At 68.2% G+C, this 22,675-nt stretch carries 18 protein-coding genes; 14 read left to right on the top strand and 4 right to left on the bottom strand.

The annotated features are described in order from the left end of the window. Nucleotides 1-31: 31 nt before the first annotated feature. From iolE to VK92_RS07645, 3 genes are all read right to left on the bottom strand, one after another. Complete coding sequence (gene iolE, locus VK92_RS07635; RefSeq protein WP_021162379.1) at nucleotides 32-961, bottom strand: myo-inosose-2 dehydratase; 930 nt, start codon at nucleotides 959-961, stop codon at nucleotides 32-34. A 61-nt stretch (nucleotides 962-1,022) separates the two neighbouring features. Next, nucleotides 1,023-2,906, bottom strand: a complete 1,884-nt coding sequence (gene iolD, locus VK92_RS07640) for a 3D-(3,5/4)-trihydroxycyclohexane-1,2-dione acylhydrolase (decyclizing) (protein ID WP_048025554.1) — start codon at nucleotides 2,904-2,906, stop codon at nucleotides 1,023-1,025. Between the two features lie 45 nt (nucleotides 2,907-2,951). Continuing rightward, nucleotides 2,952-4,910: a bifunctional 5-dehydro-2-deoxygluconokinase/5-dehydro-2-deoxyphosphogluconate aldolase gene (locus VK92_RS07645; protein ID WP_048025555.1), complete on the bottom strand. Its 1,959-nt coding sequence runs from the start codon at nucleotides 4,908-4,910 to the stop codon at nucleotides 2,952-2,954. Nucleotides 4,911-5,226: 316 nt separating this feature from the next. Here VK92_RS07645 and VK92_RS07650 point away from each other — a divergent pair, with 316 nt between their 5' ends. The 8 genes from VK92_RS07650 (at nucleotide 5,227) to VK92_RS07685 (ending at nucleotide 14,306) form a co-directional block, all read left to right on the top strand. Then, nucleotides 5,227-6,153 (top strand): sugar ABC transporter substrate-binding protein, encoded by a 927-nt coding sequence (locus tag VK92_RS07650; RefSeq protein WP_048025556.1) that lies wholly within the window; start codon nucleotides 5,227-5,229, stop codon nucleotides 6,151-6,153. Nucleotides 6,154-6,221: 68 nt separating this feature from the next. Continuing rightward, on the top strand, nucleotides 6,222-7,805 hold the full coding sequence (locus VK92_RS07655; RefSeq protein WP_048025557.1) for a sugar ABC transporter ATP-binding protein: 1,584 nt from the start codon (nucleotides 6,222-6,224) through the stop codon (nucleotides 7,803-7,805). A gap of 26 nt (nucleotides 7,806-7,831) precedes the next feature. Next, a complete protein-coding gene (locus VK92_RS07660) occupies nucleotides 7,832-8,857 on the top strand; it encodes an ABC transporter permease (protein ID WP_048025558.1) in 1,026 nt (341 codons plus the stop codon). 75 nt (nucleotides 8,858-8,932) lie between these two features. Beyond that, nucleotides 8,933-9,844, top strand: a complete 912-nt coding sequence (locus VK92_RS07665) for a sugar phosphate isomerase/epimerase family protein (RefSeq protein ID WP_048025559.1) — start codon at nucleotides 8,933-8,935, stop codon at nucleotides 9,842-9,844. Between the two features lie 59 nt (nucleotides 9,845-9,903). Then, nucleotides 9,904-10,917, top strand: coding sequence for a Gfo/Idh/MocA family oxidoreductase (locus tag VK92_RS07670; protein ID WP_021162372.1), 1,014 nt, complete (start codon nucleotides 9,904-9,906; stop codon nucleotides 10,915-10,917). An 18-nt stretch (nucleotides 10,918-10,935) separates the two neighbouring features. After that, the gene (locus VK92_RS07675; RefSeq protein ID WP_048025560.1) at nucleotides 10,936-11,862 is read left to right on the top strand and encodes a TIM barrel protein; all 927 of its coding nucleotides are present in this window, start codon (nucleotides 10,936-10,938) and stop codon (nucleotides 11,860-11,862) included. Between the two features lie 56 nt (nucleotides 11,863-11,918). Beyond that, complete coding sequence (locus tag VK92_RS07680; RefSeq protein ID WP_021162370.1) at nucleotides 11,919-13,091, top strand: Gfo/Idh/MocA family protein; 1,173 nt, start codon at nucleotides 11,919-11,921, stop codon at nucleotides 13,089-13,091. 330 nt (nucleotides 13,092-13,421) lie between these two features. Further along, complete coding sequence (locus VK92_RS07685) at nucleotides 13,422-14,306, top strand: MurR/RpiR family transcriptional regulator (RefSeq protein WP_021162369.1); 885 nt, start codon at nucleotides 13,422-13,424, stop codon at nucleotides 14,304-14,306. Nucleotides 14,307-14,379: 73 nt separating this feature from the next. Here the strand turns inward: VK92_RS07685 and VK92_RS07690 are convergent, their stop codons facing one another. After that, nucleotides 14,380-15,900 (bottom strand): CoA-acylating methylmalonate-semialdehyde dehydrogenase, encoded by a 1,521-nt coding sequence (locus tag VK92_RS07690; RefSeq protein WP_027787736.1) that lies wholly within the window; start codon nucleotides 15,898-15,900, stop codon nucleotides 14,380-14,382. Between the two features lie 113 nt (nucleotides 15,901-16,013). On the opposite strand from VK92_RS07690, the gene VK92_RS07695 reads away from it, so the two are divergent. The 6 genes from VK92_RS07695 (at nucleotide 16,014) to VK92_RS07720 (ending at nucleotide 22,647) form a co-directional block, all read left to right on the top strand. Then, nucleotides 16,014-16,949, top strand: coding sequence for a LysR family transcriptional regulator (locus VK92_RS07695; protein WP_048025561.1), 936 nt, complete (start codon nucleotides 16,014-16,016; stop codon nucleotides 16,947-16,949). A gap of 117 nt (nucleotides 16,950-17,066) precedes the next feature. Next, nucleotides 17,067-17,294, top strand: coding sequence for a sulfurtransferase TusA family protein (locus VK92_RS07700; RefSeq protein ID WP_006402122.1), 228 nt, complete (start codon nucleotides 17,067-17,069; stop codon nucleotides 17,292-17,294). A 200-nt stretch (nucleotides 17,295-17,494) separates the two neighbouring features. Further along, entirely contained in the window at nucleotides 17,495-17,917 is a 423-nt protein-coding gene (locus VK92_RS07705; protein ID WP_021162366.1) for a hypothetical protein, read from the top strand. 269 nt (nucleotides 17,918-18,186) lie between these two features. Beyond that, complete coding sequence (locus VK92_RS07710) at nucleotides 18,187-18,891, top strand: response regulator transcription factor (protein ID WP_006490421.1); 705 nt, start codon at nucleotides 18,187-18,189, stop codon at nucleotides 18,889-18,891. Next, nucleotides 18,888-20,249, top strand: coding sequence for a FecR family protein (locus VK92_RS07715; RefSeq protein WP_048025562.1), 1,362 nt, complete (start codon nucleotides 18,888-18,890; stop codon nucleotides 20,247-20,249). The genes VK92_RS07710 and VK92_RS07715 overlap by 4 nt, the downstream gene beginning before the upstream one ends. Nucleotides 20,250-20,259: 10 nt before the next feature. Then, nucleotides 20,260-22,647, top strand: a complete 2,388-nt coding sequence (locus VK92_RS07720) for a CHASE2 domain-containing protein (protein ID WP_048025563.1) — start codon at nucleotides 20,260-20,262, stop codon at nucleotides 22,645-22,647. Nucleotides 22,648-22,675 lie beyond the last annotated feature (28 nt).

Raw genomic sequence — 22,675 nt, forward strand, 5'->3', positions numbered from 1 at the left:
CGCAATGGGGGGACAGCGGGGGTGACGGGGCTCACGCGCTCAAGCGGTCGACGATCGCGCGCAGCGATTCGTAGCCCTTCTTCGCATACGCATAACTCGGCGCGACGGCCGGATCCTGCTCGGCCTCGACGACGAGCCAGCCTTCGTAGCCGGCATCCTTCAGCGTGCGCAGCGTCGCCTCGTAGTCGAGCGCGCCGTCGCCGGGCACCGTGAAGGTGCCGTTGATCACGCCGTTCAGGAAGCTCCAGCCGCTGTTGCGCGCCTGCGTGACGACCTGCGGCCGCACGTCCTTGCAATGCACGTGGACCACGCGCGATACGTGTTTCTTCAACAGCGTCACCGGGTCGGCCGCGCCGCCGAAATACGCGTGGCCGGTATCGAACAGCAGGAACACCTTCGCCGGATCGGTCAGCGCCATCAGCCGGTCGACGTCGTCGGGCGATTCGACATATGCGCCCATGTGGTGATGGTAGGCGAGCTTGATGCCGTACGTGTCGAGCAGATGCGCGCCGAATGCGTCGAGGCGGGCCGCGTAGCGCCGCCATGCGTCTTCGTCGACGAAGCGCGGCCGCTTCGCGACCGGCGTGTCGATGTTGCCCTGGATCGTGCCCGCGCATTCGCCGTACACGACCACGTTCACGTCGTTGTATTGCAGCTTCGTCATGTGCGCGCGGCAGCGCTCGATCTCCGCGGCGACCGCATCGGCGTCGCTCATGCCCGGCGCGACCTCCGCAAGGAAACCCGAATACCAGCCCGACACGCACACGAGCCCGAACCCGGCGAGTTTCGCCTTCAGCTCGGGGCCCGTCTTCGGAAACTTGTTGCCGAGCTCGAAGCCCGCATAGCCGATTTCGGCGCCTTCCTTCAGCGCCGTTTCGAGCGGCGTCTCGCCGCCGAGCGACGGCAGGTCGTCGTTCATCCACGACAGGGGATTGATACCGATGCGGACGTTCCAGCTCATGACGGGCTTCCTTGGTTCGAATGTGTTTTTAGCGGGGCGGGTTCGTGGGCAGCGCGCGCCATCAGCGCCGCTGCCGGCTCTTCGCGTCGAGATACGCGCGGTGCGCGTCTTCGACGCCGGTGCGTTCGGACACTTGCGGCACGGCGACTTCCCACCACGCGCCGCCGTCGTCGGTCGTGCGCCGGTGCGTGGTGTCGATCACGAGCACCTGGCTCGTCTTTGCCGCGCGGGCGCGTTTCATTTCGCTGCGCAACTCGGCGATGTCGCGCACGTGCACGGCGTCGGCGCCCATCGCGCGCGCATGCATCGCGAAATCGATCGTCGAGCGCTCGCCGCCCTCCGGCACGCAGTCGTCGAGCATGTTGTTGAAGCTCGCGCCGCCGCAATTCAGTTGCAGCCGCTCGATGCAGCCGTAACCCCGGTTGTCGAGGATCACGACGATGATCTTGCGGCCGAGCATCACGGACGTCGCGAGTTCTGCGTTGAGCATCATGTACGAGCCGTCGCCGACGATCACGATGACTTCGCGCTCGGGCCGCGCGAGCTTCGCGCCGAGGCCGCCCGCGACCTCGTAGCCCATGCACGAGTACGCGTAGTCCATGTGGTAGTTGCCGGGCACGCCGCTGCGCCACAGCTTGTGCAGTTCGGCCGGCAGCGTGCCGGCCGCGCACACGACGAGGTCGTCGCGCGCGCTGTCGCGCCCCGCGTCAGCCGCGGAGTCGCGCACCGCGCCGATCACTTCCGCGTCGTAGGGCAGCGTATCGTCAGGCACGTGCGTCGTGAGTTCGGTCACGCGCGCGTTCCAGGCGGCGGCCTGGTCGCGGTTGCCTGCCGTCCATGCCGGATCGGCGTGCCAGCCGGCCAGCGCGGCCGACAGCTGGCCGAGGCCCGTGCGCGCGTCGGCAACGAGTTGCCGGCCGCGTTTCTTGCCGGCGTCGAACGGCTGCACGTTCAGGCTCAGCAGCGTCGCGTTGCCGTAGAGGGCATGCGAGCCGGTCGTGAAGTCCTGCAGCCGCGTGCCGACCGCGAACACCACGTCGGCCTGCGCGGCCGCGCGGTTCGCGGCGGGCGAGCCCGTCACGCCGATCGACCCGAGGTTCAGCGGGTGATCCCACGCGAGGCTGCCCTTGCCGGCCTGCGATTCCGCGACCGGCACGCCATGCGTATCGGCGAACGCGCGCAGCGCGTCCCACGCCTGGCTGTACAGCACGCCGCCGCCCGCGACGATCAGCGGCTTCTTCGCGGCCTTCAGCACGTCGAGCGCATCGGCGAGCTCGAGCGCGTCGGCCGGCGGCCGGCGCATCCGGATCAGCGGCGGCGCGAAGAAATCCTCGGGCCAGTCGTACGCGAAGGTCTGTACGTCCTGCGGCAGCGCGAGACAGACGGGGCCGCACTGCGCGGGATCGGTCATCACCTGGATCGCGCGCGGCAGCGCGACGAGCAGTTGCTCGGGCGACGTGATCCGGTCGAAGTAGCGCGTCACCGGCCGGAAGCAGTCGTTCGCGCTGACGTCGCCCTGCTCGAAATCCTCGACCTGCTGCAGCACGGGGTCGGGCAGCCGCGACACGAACACGTCGCCGGGCAGCAGCAGCAGCGGCAGCCGGCCGACGTGCGCGAGCGCGGCGGAGGTCAGCATGTTGGTCGCGCCGGGGCCGATGCTCGACGTCGCCGCCATCATTCGCTGGCGGAAATTCGCTTTCGCGAACGCGACGGCCGCATTCGCCATCCCTTGCTCGTTGTGCGCGCGGAATGTCGGCAGCCGGTCTTTTTCGGCGTGCAGCGCCTCGCCGAGCCCGGCCACGTTGCCGTGGCCGAAGATCGCGAACACGCCGCCGCAGTACGGCAGGATCGCGGTGCGGCCGTCGGGCTGGACGACTTCGGCGCGCAGGGCGGCCAGGTAGCGCACGAGCGCCTGGCTGACGGTCAGTCTTACGGTAGAGGTCATGTCGGTCGGTGAAGAGGATTCGGGTGGATCGTCGCGGGCGTCGCGTCAGGCCGCGGCGGCGCGGGCGGCCGCGGCACGGCGGCCGAGCCACGCATCCACGAGCTGCGCGAAGTTGCCGGCGACTTCGTCGATCAGCACCTGGTCGTCGATCCGGCCGGCGAACCAGTTCAGCGACGCATCGGCCCACAGCGTGCGCCCGACCATGAAGCCCTTGACGATCGGGTTGGTCGCCGAGCGGAAGCTGTCGACCAGGTATTGCAGCGGCTGGTTCAGCCCGAGGATCACAGCGCCACGGCAGTGCGGGTCGCGCTCGGCGATCAGCGCGGCGAGCCGCGCCCAGCCGTCGGCGCTCAGCGGCGTGAGCTTCCACCATTCGGGTTTCACGCCGAGGTTGTAGAAGCGCGCGATCGTGCGCAGCACCGCATCGTCCTCGGTGCCGGCCGGCGTGACCGCGCGCGGCGGAATCATTTCCAGCAGCAGTTCGTTGCCGCTGGCGCGCGTGGCTTCCCACAGTTCCAGCACGCGCTGCTCCTGTTCGACGCGCAAGTCGACCGGGTCGTCGGGGTGATAGTGAACGAGGCACTTCACGACCTGTTCGGTCGGCCAGTGCGTGAGCGACGAGCCGACCGAGCGCGTTTCGTCGAAACGCAGCGGCCGCGAGCCCGGCAGCTCGACCGGGCGGCCGACCCACCAGCCGCGTCCGGTGGCCGACGCCAGCGCGTCGGTGCCGTAGCCGCCGCCGTCGATCAGCACGCCCACGTGGCCCGCGATATGACGATCGCGCTCGACCTGTTCGACCGCGCGCACGAGCAGGCGCTTCAGCGTCTTGATGCGCGCTTCGTCCGCGCCGGCCTGCACCGCGAGTTCGTAGAACTGGCTGCGATGGTCGAACGCCATCACGCACAGGTCGTCCCATTCGCGGCGCGGCACCGTCACGCGATGCAGGTGCGCGAGCGTGTGATCGGCATCGACCACCGGATTGCGGCTGCCGTCGAACCAGTGTGCAAGCTCGGCCGGCGTCGGCATCGCGGCGGAGCACGCGTGGCGCGAGACGACGATCGCGCCGCACGCGTTCGCGATGCGCGTCGACTCGGCCCAGTCGCGGCCGCGCAGCAGGCCCGACAGCAGGCCCGACAGGAACGCGTCGCCCGCGCCGAGCACGTTGAGCACCTCGACGCGTTCGCCGAGGAAGGTCGGGGCGTCGTCGATGCGGGCGGGAACGTCGCCCTCGATCACGCAGCAGCCGAGCGCGCCGCGCTTGACGACCAGCGTCGCATTCGTGATGGCGCGCACCGCCTGCAACGACCCGATCAGGTCGTGCGGCACGCCGCCCGCGATCAGGAATTCCTCCTCGGTGCCGACCAGCAGGTCGAATTCGCCGAGCACCTGCTGCAACTGTCGCGTCACCTGCGCGTCCGGCACGTAGCGGTTCTCGCCCGCGCCGCGCGCGGTCAGGCCCCACAGCACGGGCCGGTAGTCGATGTCGAGAATCCGCACGACGCCATGGCGGCGCGCATAACCGAGCGCGGTCAGCGACGCCTCGCGCGTGCCCGGCGTCGACAGATGCGTGCCGGTGATCGCGAGCGCGCGGCAGCCGGCGATGAAGTCCTCGCTGATCTCGTCGGCGCGCACGGCCATGTCCGCGCAGTTCTCGCGCACGAACAGCAGCGGGAACGTGTCGCGATCCTTCAGCCCGAGCAGCACCAGCGCGGTGAGGCGTTCGCGGTCGGTCTGCAGCTGGCTCGTGTCGCAGCCTTCGCGCTCGAGCGTCTCGCGCAGGAAGCGGCCCATCTGCTCGTCGCCGACGCGCGAGATCATCGCGGTCTTCAGCCCGAGCCGCGCCACGCCGAACGCGACGTTGCCGGACGAGCCGCCGAGATACATCTGGAAGCTGCGCGCGTCCTCCAGGCGGCTGCCGTACTGCTGCGCATAGAGATCCACGGCCACGCGGCCGAGGCAGGCGAGATCGATGGGGCGGTCACTCGGGAAGTTCAGCAGGCTCATATCACGTGTCACGCTCGCGGCCGGCGTTCGGCGATGCCGGCGGATTAGGGGACCGATCCGATCGCGACCGTCCGCAACGTGTCTTGCACGACGCGGGACTGCCTGCCGCAAGGAATCGGGCTACGGACGCAGTCTAGACTTTTTGGAAATCCAGTTCCCTAGGTGAAATCACGTAGAAATAAATTTCCAAATCGTAGAGGAACTGATCTACAGTTTCATCCGGATGCTTCAGTCCGTATCGGATTCGATCGGACTCGGCCCGGCGGCGCGCAACGCGCCGTCTTCCGCCCCCCGGAGATGAGGAGACAGATTGATCATGAAGACCAAGCTGATGGCCGTCGCGGCCGCCGCGATCCTGGCTGCGCCGCTCGCGCATGCCGAGAAGATCGGCGTGACGATGGCGTCGTTCGACGACACGTTCCTGACCATCCTGCGCAACAGCATCACCGACGCAGCGAAGAAGGACGGTGCGACGGTGCAGATCGAGGACGGCGGCAACGACGTCGGCAAGCAGTTGAGCCAGGTCCAGAACATGATTGCGCAGAAGGTCGACGCGATCATCGTGAACGCGGTCGATACCGACGCGACGCCGAAGATCACCAAGATGGTGACGGCCGCCAAGATCCCGCTCGTCTACGTGAACCGCAAGCCGGTCGATTTCGACAAGCTGCCGGCCGGCGTCGCGGTCGTCGCGTCCGACGAGAAGCAGTCGGGCACGCTGCAGGCGCGCCAGGTGTGCAAGCTGCTCGGCGGCAAGGGGGACCTCCTCGTGCTGATGGGCGAGTTGTCCAACGAATCGGCGCGCGCCCGCACGAAGGACATCGAGGACGTGATCGCGACGAAGGATTGCGCGGGGATGAAGATCGTCGACAAGCGCGAAGGCAAGTGGAGCCGTACGCAGGGCCAGGACATCACGATGAACTGGCTGAGCTCCGGCACGAAGTACGACGCGATCATCTCCAACAACGACGAGATGGCGATCGGCGCGATCAACGCGCTGAAGGCCGCGCGCAAGTGGACGCCGAAGACGATCGTCGCGGGCATCGACGCGACGCCGGACGGGCTCGCATCGATGAAGAGCGGCGAGCTGAAGGTGTCGGTGTACCAGAACGCGGCCGGGCAAGGGCAGCAGGCCGTCGCGGCCGCGCTCAAGCTCGCGAAGAAACAGCCCGTCGACCGTTACGTGAACGTGCCGTTCGAGCTCGTGACCCCCGAAAACATGAACCAGTACGCGAAGCACTGAGCGGTGATCCGTTGAACTGCGCGGGCCCGGCATGGCCGGGTTCGCGCACGACTTGTCGAGGAACGTCCATGTTTACAGCCAGGATCGCGCGCCCGATGGCCGGCGGCGACGCGCCGGCCGCTTCGTCCGGCTCGGCCGGCTCGTCGGCCCCGCCGGCTTCTTCCGCGGCCGACTGCGTGCTCGAGGTGCGCGGTGTCGGCAAGTCCTTTCCCGGCGTCGTCGCGCTCGACGGCGTGCAGTTCCGCGTGCGCCGCGGCACCGTTCATGCGCTGATGGGCGAGAACGGCGCGGGCAAGTCGACGCTGATGAAGATCATCGCGGGCGTCTACACGCCCGACCAGGGCGAAATCCTGATCAACGGCGAACCGGTCGTGCTGAACGGTCCGCTCGATGCGCTCGACCGCGGGATCGCGATGATCCACCAGGAACTCAACCTGATGCCGTACATGACGGTCGCGGAGAACATCTGGATCCGCCGCGAACCGAAGAACCGCTTCGGCCTGATCGATCACGCGGCGCTGCGCCGCCGGACGGCCGAGCTGTTCGAGCGGCTGTCGATCGACATCGATCCGGAAACCGACGTGCGCACGCTGACGGTGGCGAGCCGCCAGATGGTCGAGATCGCCAAGGCCGTGTCGTTCGACTCCGACGTGCTGATCATGGACGAGCCGACCTCCGCGCTGACCGACAAGGAAGTCACGCACCTGTTCCGGATCATTCGCCAGCTGCGCGAGCAGGGCAAGGGCATCGTCTACATCACGCACAAGATGAACGAGCTGTTCGAGATCGCCGACGAGTTCTCGGTGTTCCGCGACGGCAAGTACATCGGCACGCATGCGTCGAGCGACGTCACGCGCGACGACATCATCCGCATGATGGTCGGGCGCGAGATCACGCAGATGTTTCCGAAGGAGGAGGTGCCGATCGGCGACGTCGTGCTGTCGGTGAAGAACCTCGGCGTCGAAGGCGTGTTCCGCGACGTGAGCTTCGAGCTGCGCGCGGGCGAGATCCTCGGCGTGGCCGGCCTCGTCGGCTCGGGGCGCTCGAACGTCGCGGAGGCGCTGTTCGGCGTCGTGCCGGCCACGTCGGGCGAGATCCGGATCGACGGCAAGCCGGTGCGGATCGCGACGCCCGCGCACGCGATGAAACTCGGGATGGCCTTCCTCACCGAGGATCGCAAGGACACCGGCTGCTTCCTGAATCTCGACCTGCTCGCGAACATGGAAGCGGCGGTGCTCAGCAACCGCTACGTGAAGTTCAATTTCGTGCAGCAGGCGCAGCTGAAGCGCGACTGCGAGGAAATGAGCCGGATGCTGCGCGTGAAGTCGCCCGGGCTGCACGAGGAGATCCAGAACCTGTCGGGCGGCAACCAGCAGAAGGTGCTGATCGGCCGGTGGCTGCTCACGCAGCCGCGCATCCTGATCCTCGACGAACCGACGCGCGGCATCGACGTCGGCGCGAAGGCCGAGATTCACCGGCTCGTCAGCGCGCTCGCCGGCAAGGGCGTCGCGGTGCTGATGATCTCGTCGGAGATGCCGGAAGTGCTGGGAATGAGCGATCGCGTGATGGTGATGCACGAAGGGCGCATGACCGGCATCGTCGATCGCAAGGACGCCGACCAGGTCCGCATCATGGATCTCGCGTCGCGCTGAGCCGAAACAAGATTGGAGACAAAGAAATGGGCAACCTGAACCCGGTCGCGGATGCGCAGACCATGACGATCAAGGCGCGGCACACGAAGTGGCCGCCCGAACTGAGCATCTTCCTCGTGCTCGTCGGCATCAGCCTGTTCTTCGAGATCGTCGGCTGGATCGTCGTCGGCCAGAGCTTCCTGTTCAACGCCGAGCGGCTCGAGATCATCGTGCTGCAGATGGCCGTGATCGGCATCATCGCGGTCGGCGTGAACCTCGTGATCATCACCAGCGGGATCGACCTGTCGTCAGGCTCGGTCGTGGCCGCCGCGGCGGTCGTATCGGCCAGTCTCGCGCAGGTGTCCGACTTCCCGCGCGCGGTGTTTCCGCACCTGACCGACCTGCCGATCATCTGGCCCGTGCTGGCCGGCGTGTGCGTCGGGCTGCTGGTCGGCCTGCTGAACGGCTCGCTGATCGCGATGACGGGCATCCCGCCGTTCATCGCGACGCTCGGCACGATGGTGGCCGCGCGCGGGTTCGCGAAGTGGTTCACCAACGGGATGCCCGTGTCGATGCTGACCGACCCGTTCGCGGCCATCGGAGCAGGCGCCAATCCGGTGATCATCTTTCTCGTGATCGCCGCGATCTTCCACGTCGTGCTGCGCTACACGCGCTTCGGCAAGTACACCTACGCGATCGGCGCGAACCGTCACGCGGCCGTCGTGTCGGGCATCAACGTCACGCGCCACCTGATCTTCGTCTACGCGATCGCGGGCCTGCTGAGCGGGATCGCCGGCACCGTGACCGCGGCGCGCGCGATCTCGGGCCAGTCGGGCATGGGCGTGATGTACGAGCTCGACGCGATCGCGGCCGTCGTGATCGGCGGCACGTCGCTGTCGGGCGGGCTCGGCCGCGTGACGGGCACCGTGATCGGCGTGCTGATCCTCGGCGTGATGACGTCGGGCTTCACGTTCATCCGCATCGACGCGTATTACCAGGAGATGGTCAAGGGCGCGATCATCGTCGCGGCCGTGATCGCCGACCAGTACCGCAACAAGAAGAAGCGCCGCTGACCGTCATGCATCGCCGGACGCGGGCCGCACGTGCCGCCGTCTGCGTCCGGAACCCGCCACCGCCGAGGACATTCGATGAAGATCGCGCTGGACCCCTACATGATTCGCCACCTGCCGCTCGACCGCCTGCCGCACGCAGTGGCCGAGCTCGGCTACGACCAGATCGAGCTGTCGCCGCGCAGCGACTTTCTCGACTGGTGGGTGATGCCGCGCGCGACGCGCGAGCGGATGGCCGCTTTCCGGCAGGCGATGCGCGCGAGCGGCGTCGGCCTCGCGTCGCTGCAGCCGATGTACCGCTGGGCGAGCCCGTTCGAGGACGAGCGGTTATGGGCCGTGCGCTGCTGGAAGAAGGCGATCGAGGTGGCGGTCGAGATGGAGTGCGCGCTGATGGTGTCGGAGTTCGGGCGCGGCGCGTCGCCCGAGCGCTCGGTCGGCGAACGGCCGGGCGCGAACCCGAAGGAGCTGTGCGAAGCCGCGTGGTTCCGTTCGATGGACGAGCTGCTGCCGATCCTCGAGCGCGAACGCATCGTGCTGTCGGTCGAGCCGCATCCGGAGGACTGGATCGAGCAGCTGCAGCCGGCGATCGACATCGTCACGAACATCGGCTCGCCGTCGCTGAAGCTGTCGTACATCGCGCCGCACACGTTCTACTACGGCGACGACATGGCCGCGATGATCGCGCAGGCCGCGCCGATCCTCGCGCACGTGCGCGTGGCCGACACCTTCGACCACCGCAAGAGCAGCCAGCTGCGCTACATCGTGAACCCGCCCGGTTCGAACCAGATCCGCGTGCACCAGCATCTCGACATCGGGCAGGGCGAGATCGACTGGGACGTGTTCTTTCGCGCCCTCGGCACGGCAGGCTTCGACGGCGTGATGTCGTCGTGCGTGTTCGCGTGGGAGGACCGCGCGGAAGCGTCGTCGCGCTACATGCGCGAGACGATCCAGCGCTACGTCGATCGTTTTTTCGATCGCACCGCGCGCTGACCTATTGCCGACCGGTGCGGCGGGTGTCGCACCGCAGATGAACGACTGGAGACTGTTAGATGACCTTGCAAATCGGCGTGATCGGCTGCGGCGCGATCGGCCAGGACCACATCCGCAGACTGACCCGCACGCTGTCCGGCGCGCGTGTCGTGGCCGTCAACGACATCGATCCGCAGCAGGCGCGCGACGCGGTGACGAAGTACGGGCTCGATGCCGAGATCTACGCCGACGGCCACGAGGTGGTCGCGGCCGCGGACGTGCAGGCCGTGCTCGTCACGTCGTGGGGCCCGACGCACGAAGCGTTCGTGCTCGACGCGATCGCGCATGGCAAGCCCGTGTTCTGCGAGAAGCCGCTCGCCGTCACGGCGGAAGGCTGCATGCGGATCGTCGAAGCGGAAGTCGCGCACGGCAAGCGGCTGGTGCAGGTCGGCTTCATGCGTCCGTACGACGAAGGTTATCGCGCGCTCAAGCGCGTGATCGACAGCGGCGAGATCGGCGCGCCCTTGATGCTGCATTGCGCGCACCGCAACCAGTCGGTCGGCGAGCGCTACACGACCGACATGGCGATCACCGACACGCTGATTCACGAACTCGACGTGCTGCGCTGGCTGCTCGGCGAGGACTACGTGAGCACGCAGGTCGTCTATCCGAAGAAGACGCGCCATGCATCGTCGCATCTCGCCGATCCGCAGATCGTGTTGCTGGAAACCGCGAGCGGCGTGCGCATCGACGTCGAGATCTTCGTGAACTGCCAGTACGGCTACGACATCCAGTGCGAGGTGGTCGGCGAGCAGGGCATCGCGAAGCTGCCCGATCCGCCGGCGGTGGGGCTCAAGCATGCGGCGCGGCAGTCGGTCGAGATCATGACCGACTGGAAGGAGCGTTTCATCGCATCGTACGACGTCGAGCTGCAGGCGTTCATCGACGGCGTGCGCGCGCACGCGCTCACCGGGCCGTCGGCCTGGGACGGCTACGCGGCGGCGGTCGCGGCCGACGCATGCGTGCGGGCGCAAAAGAGCGGGGCGGTCGAATCGATCGCGATGGCCGAACGCCCCGCGTTCTATCGCGGCTGACCCGCCGGAGAGACCGACATGACGATGAAGATTGGCTGCGCGCCCTGCTGCTGGGGTGTCGACGACGTGAAGAACCCGCACCTGCCGCCGTGGCGGCAGGTGCTCGCCGAAGCCGCGCAGGCCGGCTACTCGGGCATCGAGCTCGGGCCGTACGGCTACATCCCGCTCGAACTCGACGTGGTGAGCGCCGAGCTCGAGCGGCAACGCCTGAGCATCACCGCCGGTACGATCTTCGACGATCTCGTGGCGCCGGAGAACCTGCCGAACCTGCTGCGCCAGACGCGCGACATCTGCGCACTGATCACGCGGCTGCCGAAACTGCCGACGCAGGACGGCCAGCGCTACGCGGCGCCGTACCTGGTCGTGATCGACTGGGGGCATGAAGAACGCGACTACGCGGCCGGCCACGGCGATCGCGCGCCGCGGCTGTCCGGCGAGCACTGGGCGCGGATGGTCGACCATATCCGGCAGATCGCGACGATCGCGCGCGACGAATTCGGCGTGCGCGCGGTGATCCATCCGCATGCGGGCGGCTACATCGAATTCGCGGACGAGATCGACTGGATCGTCGCCGACATTCCGGCCGACACGGCCGGCCTTTGTCTGGATACCGGCCACCTGCATTACTCGGGCATGGACCCGGAAACCTGGCTGCGCCGCCATGCGGCGCGCCTCGACTATGTGCACTTCAAGGACATCGACGCGGCCGTGTACGACGCGGTGATGGGCGAGCACATCGCGTTCTTCGCCGCGTGCGCGCGCGGCGTGATGTGCCCGATCGGCACCGGCGTGCTCGACTACCGGTCGATCCGCCACGCGCTCGACGACATCGGCTACGCCGGGTACATCACGATCGAACAGGAGCGCGACCCGCGCAATGCCGGCACGAGCCTGCGCGACGTCGCCGCGAGCCGCGCGTTTCTCGCGTCGGCCGGCTTCGCATGATGCATCGCGCGTTGCACCCCCGAACCCCCTGAACACGGACCAGGAACACCACCATCATGATTGACGGACAGATTCTGCTTGGACATTCGATTCGCTGGGGCATGGTCGGCGGCGGGCTCGGCAGCCAGATCGGCTACAGCCACCGGTCGGCCGCGTTGCGCGACGGCAGCTTCCAGCTGGTCGCCGGCGCGTTCGACATCGATCCCGAACGCGGCCGCCAGTTCGGCGTGAAACTCGGCGTCGCCGCCGAGCGTTGTTATCCCGACTACGCGACGATGTTCGACGCCGAGGCGCGCCGCCCGGACGGCATCCGCGCGGTGTCGATCGCGACGCCGAACAACACGCACTTCGAGATCTGCCGCGCCGCGCTGAACGCGGGGCTGCACGTGGTCTGCGAGAAGCCGCTGTGCTTCACGACCGAGGAGGCCGAGGCGCTGCAGCGGCTGTCGGTCGAGAAGAACCGGATCGTCGGTGTCGCGTACGGTTATTCCGGACACCAGATGATCGAACAGGCGCGCGAGATGATCGCGCGCGGCGATCTCGGCGAGATCCGCATCGTGCAGATGCAGTTCGCACACGGGTTCCACAGCGAGGGCGTCGAGGCTGCGAGCGCGGCCGCGCGCTGGCGCGTCGACCCGAAGTTCGCGGGCCCGAGCTACGTGCTCGGCGACATCGGCACGCATCCGCTGTACATCTCCGAAGTGATGGCGCCCGAGCTGAAGATCCGGCGGCTGATGTGCTCGCGGCAGAGCTTCGTGAAGAGCCGCGCGCCGCTCGAGGACAACGCGTTCACGATCATGGAGTACGACACGGGCGCGGTCGGTTACGTGTGGTCGAGCGCGGTGAACGCGGGCTCGATGCACGGCCAGAAGGTGAGGGTGATCGGCGCGAAGGCGAGCGTCGAATGGTGGGACGAGCATCCGAACCAGTTGCGCTACGAAGTGCAGGGGCAGCCCGCCCAGGTGCTCGATCGCGGGATGGGTTATCTGCATCCGCACGCATTGCGCGAAGATCGCATCGGTGCCGGGCATCCGGAGGGGCTGTTCGAGGCCTGGTCGAACCTCTATGCGCGCTTCGCGCTTGCGATGGATGCGGCCGATCGCGGCGACGCCGCGGCGCTGAAGAACATTCGTTTTCCGGATGTCCATGCGGGCGTGGAAGGCGTGCGCTGGGTGGAGAACTGCGTGCGCTCCGCCGATGCGGGCGGCGTGTGGATCGACTATCGCTGAACCGGCGGCGCGGGCAGGCTGCTTGCCGCATGTCTGCGCTTCTGCTGCTTCTGCCGCCTTTGCCGCTTTTTCCGTTGCTCGCCGCTTCACCCCGATGGCGGCTTGGTAGACGCCCTAATCTTTACGACGCCGCGAGAGCGTTGGACAATCGCTTCCAGTATCGCCGTGGAGCGTAGGCAAGTGATGATCGAGCGCGTGGGAGCGAGCACGTGGCGCGGGCCGCGCCGCAAACGTGATTAAATTCGCCCTTCATGCATGTGTTCAGGTGAGCCCCGGGCCGCGTCCGTCAGTGTCGCGCGCGCATCGGGGCCGTCAACTTCGCGCTATCCGATGAGTTCATCCGAGAAACCTCCCGCCACCGTCGAGCAGTTCCTGCAGCACCTGACGCAGGAGTACGACGGCCTCAGCAATCGCCTGAAGGTGATTGCGCGCCACGTGGAAACGCATCGGGACCAGCTTGGCCTGGAGGGCATCCAGTCGCTCGCGGAGGCGTGCGGCGTCCAGCCGTCGGCCGTCGTGCGCTTCGCGAAGCATTTCGGCTTTTCCGGCTTCTCCGAGATGCAGCGGCTGTTCCGCGAAGGGCTCGCGCAGCAGATCGCGCCGGGGCGCGCGTACAACCTGCGGCTGCGCGACGTGATCGAGTCGGGCTCGTCGAGCCTGCAGCCCGAACAGATTGCCGACGAGTTCATCAAGGGCAGCATTGCCGGCATGCAGCAGCTGCGGCAGACGCTCGATTCGCAGGCGCTCGCGCAGGCCGTCGACCTGCTCGCCGAAACCCAGGCGATCTGGATCGCGGGCTCGCGGCGCGCGTTTCCGATCGCCGTGTACCTCGACTACGCGCTGCAGCACACCGACAAGCGCATCGGGCTGTTCAGCGCGCTGGGCAGCATGCATCTCGGGCAGATCCGGTCGGTGCGCGAGGGCGACGTGATGATCGTCATCTCGTTCATGCCGTATGCGGAGGAAACCGTGCAGGTCGCACAGCAGGCCGTGCAACGCGGCGCGCGGCTGATCGCGATCACCGACAGCCGGATGAGCCCGCTTGCACGGGAGGCCGAGGTGACGCTGATGGTGCAGGACAGCGAGACGTTCGGCTTCCGCGCGCTGACGGCCACGATGGGCCTCGCGCAGAGCCTGTTCGTCGCGCTCGCGTATCGGCTCGAACTGTCGTACCTGCCGACCGCCGACGGCGCGCACGGCACGAAGGCCGGCTGACGCCGCCTGCCGGCGTACCGGCCGCGAGCGCGGCCGGCACCCGGCAACCGGCACCCGGTGTGCCTTCAGGCAATTACTTCGCGGTCGGCATCGCGAATTCGGCACCCTTGCCGATGCTCGACGACCAGCGCTGCATCACCGACTTCTGGCGCGTGTAGAAGCGCACGCCTTCCTCGCCGTACGCGTGCATGTCGCCGAACAGGCTCTTCTTCCAGCCGCCGAAGCCATGCCACGCCATCGGCACCGGAATCGGCACGTTGATGCCGACCATCCCGACCTGGATGCGCCGCGCGAATTCGCGCGCGATGCCGCCGTCGCTCGTGAAGCACGACACACCGTTGCCGAACTCGTGTGCGTTGATCAGGTCGACCGCCTCGCCGAAGTCCTTCACGCGCACGCAGCCGAGCACGGGCCCGAAGATTTCTTCCTTGTAGATGCGCATGTCGGGGGTCACGTGGTCGAACAGCGTGCCGCCGGTGAAGAAGCCTGCCTCGCGGCCCGGCACGCGCAGCCCGCGGCCGTCGACCACCAGTTGCGCGCCTTCGTTCACGCCTTGCTCGATATAGCCCTCGATGCGCTTGAGTGCATCGCCGGTGACGATCGGGCCCATCTCGACTTCCGGCGACATCCCGTCGCCGATCACGAGCTTGCGGGCGCGCTCGGCCACCAGCGGCACGATCTTGTCCGCGACGTCGCCGACCAGCACCGCGACGCTGATTGCCATGCAGCGTTCGCCGGCCGAGCCGTACGCGGCGCCGATCAGCGCGTCGACGGCCTGTTCGAGGTTCGCATCGGGCATCACCACCAGATGGTTCTTCGCGCCGCCGAGGGCCTGCACGCGCTTGCCCGACTGCACCGCGCGTTGCTGCACGTAGGCCGCGATCGGGGTCGAGCCGACGAAGCTGACGGCCTGCACGTCCGGATGGTCGAGCAGCGCGTCGACCGCCCCCTTGTCGCCCTGGACGACGTTGAACACGCCGGCCGGCAACCCGGCCTGCGTGAGCAGGTCGGCGATGAACAAGGCCGCCGACGGGTCGCGCTCGCTCGGCTTCAGCACGAACGTGTTGCCCGTCGCGATCGCGACCGGGAACATCCAGCACGGCACCATGCACGGGAAGTTGAACGGCGTGATGCCCGCGACGACGCCGAGCGGCTGGCGCATCGTCCAGTTGTCGATGCCGGTGCTGACCTGGTCGGTGAAGTCGCCTTTCAGGAGCTGCGGCACCCCGCACGCGAATTCGATGATGTCGATGCCGCGGGCGACTTCGCCCTGCGCGTCGGAGAACACCTTGCCGTGCTCGGCCGTGATGATCGCCGCGAGTGCGTCGCGGTGCTCGTTCATCAGTTGCAGGAAGCGATGCAGGACGCGCGCGCGGCGGATCGGCGGCGTCGCCGCCCACTCGGGGAACGCGGCATGGGCCGACGCGACGGCCTGCTGCACTTCGCTGTCGTCGGCGAGCGCGACGCGGCGCACCGCGCGGCCGAGCGCCGGATTGAGCACGTCCTGGAAGCGGCCGCTGCGGCCGGAGACGGGCGCGCCGTCGACATAGTGGCCGACGTCGGCGTCGGAGGTGTACGCGGGAACCGGATTCATCGTGTCTCCTGAGGGATCGGGTAGGGTGGACGGCACCCAGTCTAGGCAAACGCGCCGGGCGGGAGAAGGCCGCGCAGCTTGATTCACTGTTCAGAATTCTGAATAATTGGCGGATGAATCAGCAAAATGTCCAGGCGCTCTGGCCGCATATCCATTCGCTGACGGTGCTGGCCGCGGCCGGCAGTTTCACGGCCGCCGCGCAGCGGCTCGGCATCAGCAAGGCCGCGATGAGCCAGCGCATCGCCGATCTCGAAAAAGCGGCCGGCGTGCCGCTCGTGCGGCGCACGACGCGCAGCGTGCGGCTCACCGACGCGGGCCAGACGCTCGTCGACAGCACGCGCGACGCGTTCGAGTCGATCGGGCAGCACTTCGCGCGCGTGAAGGACCTGGCCGGGGAGCCGCGCGGCCTGCTGCGCGTGACGGTGCCGGTCGCGCTCGGGCGCCAGCAGGTCGTGCCGCACCTGCCCGATTTCCTGCGGCGGCATCCGGGCGTGCATATCGAGCTCGACCTGTCGGACCGGCTGCATTCGCTGACGCAGGAGGGTTTCGACCTCGCGATCCGCCATACGACCACCGCGCCGCAGACCCACGTCGCGTGGAAGCTGTGCGACACGCGTTCGCTGCTCGTCGCGAGCCGCGACTACCTCGACGCGCGCGGCGCGCCGAGGCACCCGAGCGAACTCGTCGAGCACAGCTGCCTGTGCTACCTGCGCGAGCACGAGCCGGCCGCGTGGAGCTTCGAGCCGGACGGCCGGCGGCGCGAGCGCGTGAGCGTGCCGGTGCGCGGCAGTTTCGCGGCGAACAACAGCGAGGCGATGCGCGAAGCTGCGCTCGGCGGGCTCGGCATCGCGCTGCTGCCGGACTTCAGCGCGCAGCGCGATCTCGACGCCGGCCGGCTCGTCGCGCTGCTCGACGGCTGGCGGCCGTCAGGCGCGTTCGGCGACCACATCTTCGCGATCCGCCCGTACAGCCCGGTCGTGCCGAGCGCGGTGCGCGCGCTCGTGCGGCACCTGCGGGAACGGCTCGCGGGCGGCTTCTCCGGCGCGTGAACCCGGTGCCCGCGAGGGCCGGGCCCTGGCCTGCCCGGGCAGGCGCGGCGGCGCTGCGGTAAAATCGCGGCTTCTTCCCGCGCCGCGTGTGGCGCGACATTCGAAGGTCGACAGCCGATGCAGATTCACAAGGAAGTGGACGCGCGCGGGCTCAATTGCCCGTTGCCGATCCTGCGTGCCAAGAAAGCGCTCGCCGATATGGAAAGCGGGCAAATCCTCAAGGTGCTCGCGACCGATCCGGGTTCGCAGCGCGATTTCGCCGCGTTCGCCAAGCAGACGGGCAACGAGATCGTCGAATCGACGACGCAGGACAAGACCTTCGTGTTCCTGATGCGCCGCCGCTGAAGGCCGGCGTCATGCTGCCGGCCGCGCCTGGCGCCAGCCAGGCCGCGCTTTTCTGACAATTCTTAAACCTCGCTTCGTGACCGGCTGCGTATACTGACCCGGCCGGTCGTCCGCTCCCAGCGGATGCGCCGGCCACGGTACGTCTTACGGCGGGCACGGGGGCCATGCCTGACGCTACCGTCGTACAACGGGGAGAGGACATGTCCTTCAGACCAGGGACCATTCGAAGTCCGTCCGGAGCGGAACGCAGCGTATCGGGACTGAGCCGTATCGAGCTCGATCCGCAGCAGGATCGTCACGCGCGTGCGGCGCTGGAAGCCTACGCGGATTCGGCCGCGGCCGAGATGCCGTGGCTGGCCGAGTGGCTCGACGAACGGCTGCGCGACGCCGCGCTGGACGACGGCTCGGGCCTGACCTACTGCGGTGCGACGATCGAGCGCGTGTTCGATCTGGCGCAGGCGTGGGCGGCGAGCCAGCCGGATTACGCGGCCGCCGCGTGGGAGCGCGTGCGCGGCCAGCTGCAGCGGATGCTTGTACAACCGGCGCATTCGGAACCGCTGCCGCCGCACGTGCCGGCCGACGATGTTGCCGAGCCGGTGGCCGGCATCGCAGGCGTCGACTAGGCGCCCGATTGCGCGACGGGAAGCATTATTCGAAGAAAAGACGGTAGTCCGCGCAATTTATTGGCGAATTTCATACTACTATGATGAAATCGCCGGTTCGTCCGTGCCCCGTTTTTGAGATATTTAGCCGGGGTCGCCGGTTTGCGCAGGTGGCGCGAGCGGCGAACGACGGCTCGCCGGCCGGTATCCGGAAGCCGCGCACATGCTGCGCGGCCGGGGTTGGGGCGGGGAGCTGAACTGGACGAATCGATTTCGATTTGCGGGGTGCTATGAGAATTGCTGTACTGGATGACGATCCGGCCCAGACGGATTTCGTCAGTCAAACGCTGACGGCCGTCGGCCATACGTGCTATGCGTTCAAGGAAGGCAAGGCCCTGAAGAAGCGCCTGCAGCGCGAGACCTTCGATCTGCTGGTGCTCGACTGGAACGTGCCCGACATGTCCGGCGAGGAAGTGCTGAAGTGGGTGCGTGCGAATCAGACCGAGCACAGCCTGCCGATCATCTTCATGACGAGCCGTGACGACGAGGCGGGGATCACGCAGATCCTCAACGCCGGCGCCGACGATTACGTGGTCAAGCCCGTGTCGGGCCCGATCCTGCGTGCGCGCATCGGCTCGTTGCTGCGCCGCGCGTATCCGGTCAACGCCGAGGCAACCGTTCGCGAATTCGATCAATTCCGTTTCGACGTGAACCTGAAGCAGGCTTACGTCGGCGACAAGGCCGTGAGTCTCACGCAGAAGGAATTCGAGCTCGCGCTGCTGCTGTTCCAGCACCTCGACCGGCCGCTGTCGCGCGCGCACATTCTCGATCTCGTGTGGAAGCAGGCGACCGACATCCCGTCGCGCACGATGGATACGCACATCTCGATGCTGCGCACCAAGCTCGGCCTGCGGCCCGAAAACGGCTATCGCCTCGCGCCGATCTACGGCTACGGCTACCGGCTCGAGCGGGTCGGCCAGGGAGAACCGGAGTGACCACGGGAATCACGCAGCACACGGCGAACCTGCGGACGGCGGCGCTGCGTGTGTCCTGCGCGGTCGCGTTTGCGTTCGCCGCGCAGCATGCGGCCGCGCAGCCGCCAGCCGCGGCGGGCAAGATGGTCGTCTACCGCACGCAGGCGGGCGACACGCTGTACGACGTCGCCGCGCGCTACCTGCAGGGCGCGGACGACTGGCAACTGCTTCAGCAGATCAACGGCGTACCCGCGCCGAAACACCTGCAGCCCGGCATCGCGCTGAAACTGCCGGTGGCGCGCCTGCGCAAGGAAAAACTGACCGCGCGCGTCATCGCGGTACAGGGGACGGCCGAACGCGCGTCCGGCGACGCTTACGCGCCGCTCGCGAACGATGCGACGCTTGCCGAGGGCGATCGCGTGCGCACGGGCCCGAACGGCTTCGTGACGCTCGAGCTTGCCGACGGCACGCACATGAGCCTGCCGCCCGACAGCCAGCTCGACCTGAAGGCGCTGCGCCGCACGGTGCTGACCGGCACGCTCGATCGTGAGTTCGAACTCACGCGCGGCTCGGTCGACAGCGAGGTCACCCATCTGAAGAAACGCGACGACCGCTTCCAGATCCGTTCGCCGTCGGTCGTGGCCGGCGTGCGCGGTACGCACTTTCGCGTGAATTACGACGCGGCCGGTAGCGCGTCGACGCGCGTCGAAGTGCTCGACGGTACCGTCGGTGTCGCGGGCGATCGGCAGCCGGCCGGTCCGACGCTCGTGCATGCGAATTTCGGCAGCGTCGCGACATCGTCCGGCGCGGTCGGCACGCCCGTCGAGCTGCTGCCCGCACCGGCGCTCGCGCACCCCGACAAGGTGCAGGACGAGCCCGACGTCACATTCGACGTCGCGCCGCTGGCCGACGCGCATGCCTACCGCTTGCAGCTCGCGCACGACGCCGGGCTGCTCGACCTGTTCCGCGAAACGCGCACCGATTCTCCGCGGGCGGTCTTTCACGACGTGCCGAACGGAAACTACTTCGTGCGGGTCGCCGCGATCGACGCGAACGGCCTCGAGGGCCGGCCGCGCACGTATGCGTTCGAGCGCCGCGTGATGGGGCTCGACGCGAGCGCGTCGCCCGGCGCCGGCGGCTACGAGTTCCGCTGGTCGCCGAACGGTTCGGGCAAGGATGCGCGTTACCGGTTCGTGCTGTCGCGCTCGAAGGACCTGAGCGCACCGGTCGTCGACCAGGTCGGCCTGCATGCGCGCCAGATCACCGTCGCGCACCTGCCGCCGGGCGACTATTTCTGGGCCGTGACGGTCGAGGAATTCGAAGGCGGCAAGTTCTACGAGAAGACCAGTCCGGTCAGCGCGTTCACGCTGTCGCGCTGATCCGCGGCGCATGAAACCCGACTCCGTTTCCCCGCGGCGGCGCCTCGGCCGCCGCTTCCTGATCGAATGGATCGCGATCGGCTGCCTCGGGATCGCGGTGATCCTCGCGTGCGCGCTCGGCCGCCTGTCGACGAGCGTCGATGGCCTGATCTACGACCGGCTGCTGATGCTGCGCAGCCTGCCGCTGTCGCCCGACGTGGTGGTCGTCGACATCGACAACCAGAGCGTGTCCGCGCTCGGCCGCTGGCCGTGGTCGCGCGACGTGCACGCGCGGCTGCTCGACACGCTGGCGCGCGCGCAGCCGGCTGCCGTCGTCTACGACGTGCTGTTTACCGAACCGTCCGCGGAGGATCGCGCGTTCGCGGACGCGATGAGCCGCGTGCCGACCTTCCTGCCCGTGCTGCTGAGCCCTGAACAGGCGGACGGCACGCGCGCGGTCGATCCGCCCGTGGCCGCGCTCGCGGCGCGCGCGGTCGGGCTCGGCCACATCAACCTCGAAGTCGACCGCGACGGTATCGTTCGCAGCGTCGCACTGTTCGAAAGCGACGGCCGCGTGCGCTGGCCGCAACTGATGGTGCCCGTGTATCGCGCGATCCAGGGCGGCCGGCTGCATCCGGTCGGCGGCGTGCCGGGCGAGAACGCGCACGACCTGTCGCGCGACGCGGCGGGCGAGGGCCGCTACCTGATCCCGTTCAGCCGCAACACGCCCGCGTATCCGACGCTGTCGTTCGACGACGTGCTCGAAGGGCGCGTGAAACCCGACGCGCTGCGCGGCAAGATCGTCGTCGTCGGCGTGACGGCGTCGGGGCTGTACGACCGCTTCGCGACGCCCGTGTCCGGCGAATTCGGGCCGCTCGCCGGTGTGTACATCCATGCCAACGTGCTCGACATGCTGGCGACCGGCAGCGCGATCTCGCCCGCGTCGCGCATCGGGCTGTTCGCCGCGTCGCTGCTGCCGCTCGCCGTGCTGCTGGGCGGCTTCCTGATGCTGTCGCCGTGGCGCGCGCTGCTGCTCACGCTGAGCCTTGCCGGGCTCGCCGTCGTCGCGAGCATGGCGCTGCTGTTCGAGGCGCGCATCTGGCTGTCGCCGGCGCCCGCGATCTTCGGGCTGGTCGCCGTCTACCCGATCTGGAACTGGCGGCGCCTGGAAATGACGATGTCGTACCTGCGCCGCGAACTGCAGCGGCTCGCCGACGAGCCGCACCTGCTGCCCGAGGCGCCGCGCACGCGCAGCGTCGGCGGCGACGTGCTCGAGCGGCAGATGGCGCTGATGGCGCAAGCCGCGCAGCGCGTGCAGGACATGAAGCGCTTCGTGTGGGACAGCCTCGACAGCATGCCCGAGCCGATCTTCGTGACCGACCTGGCCGGCACCGTGCTGATTGCGAACCATGCGGCCAAGCGCTACGGGTCGCGCCTGTCGCTGCCGCTGCCGGAAGGGCGGCCGCTGCGCACCGCGCTCGGCGAGCTGACGTTCATGAAGACCGTCGACGGTAACGCCGAACACGACGCGGCGATCCGCGAGCACTGGCCGGCCGTGCTCGACCCGACGCTCGAGGCCGAGCACGACGCGATGGCGCGCGGCATCGAGGTGCGCGATCGCGACGGGCTTGACCATCTGCTACGCTACGCGGCCTGCACGAACGCGCAGGGCCGCGTGACGGGCTGGATCGCCGGTCTCGTTGACGTGACCGAACTGCATGCGGCCGAGCGGCAGCGCGAGGAAGCGCTGCACCTGCTGTCGCACGACATGCGCTCGCCGCAGTCGTCGATTCTCGCGCTCGTCGAAATCGAGCGCGACCGCGCCGAAACCGATGCGATGCGCGGGCTGCTCGCGCGGATCGAACGTTATGCGCACCGCGCGCTGTCGCTGGCCGACGAGTTCGTGCAACTGGCGCGTGCGGAGTCGCAGGTGTACCAGCTCGAAGTGACGAGCCTCGTCGACGTGCTGATCGATGCGAGCGACGAGGTGTGGCCGCAGGCGCAGGCAAAGCACATCCGCGTCGATACCGACGTCGGCACCGACATGTGCTGGGTGCGCGCGGACCGCTCGCTGATCACGCGCGCGTTCGTGAACCTGCTGAACAATGCGGTCAAATACAGTCCGTCCGATACCGTGATCACGTGTACGCTGGCGGTCGAGCACGCGTCGAAGCGGATGTTCTGTACGATTCGCGATCAGGGGTACGGCATTGCGCCGGAAGACCAGCGGCATCTGTTCGAGCGTTTCAAGCGGTTCCATGCCGGCGAGCGGCCCGAAATCTCGGGCTCCGGGCTCGGCATGGCATTCGTGAAGACGGTCGTCACGCGCCATGGGGGCAGCGTGTCGGTCGACAGCGAGGTGGGTGTCGGCACCGCGGTGACGGTGTCGCTGCCCGCGATCGACGAGCCGTCCGCCTGACAGGGCCGGGCACGACGGCAGGCATTTG

The sequence above is a fragment of the Burkholderia sp. LK4 genome (assembly GCF_001043615.1).
GTDB lineage: Bacteria > Pseudomonadota > Gammaproteobacteria > Burkholderiales > Burkholderiaceae > Burkholderia > Burkholderia cepacia.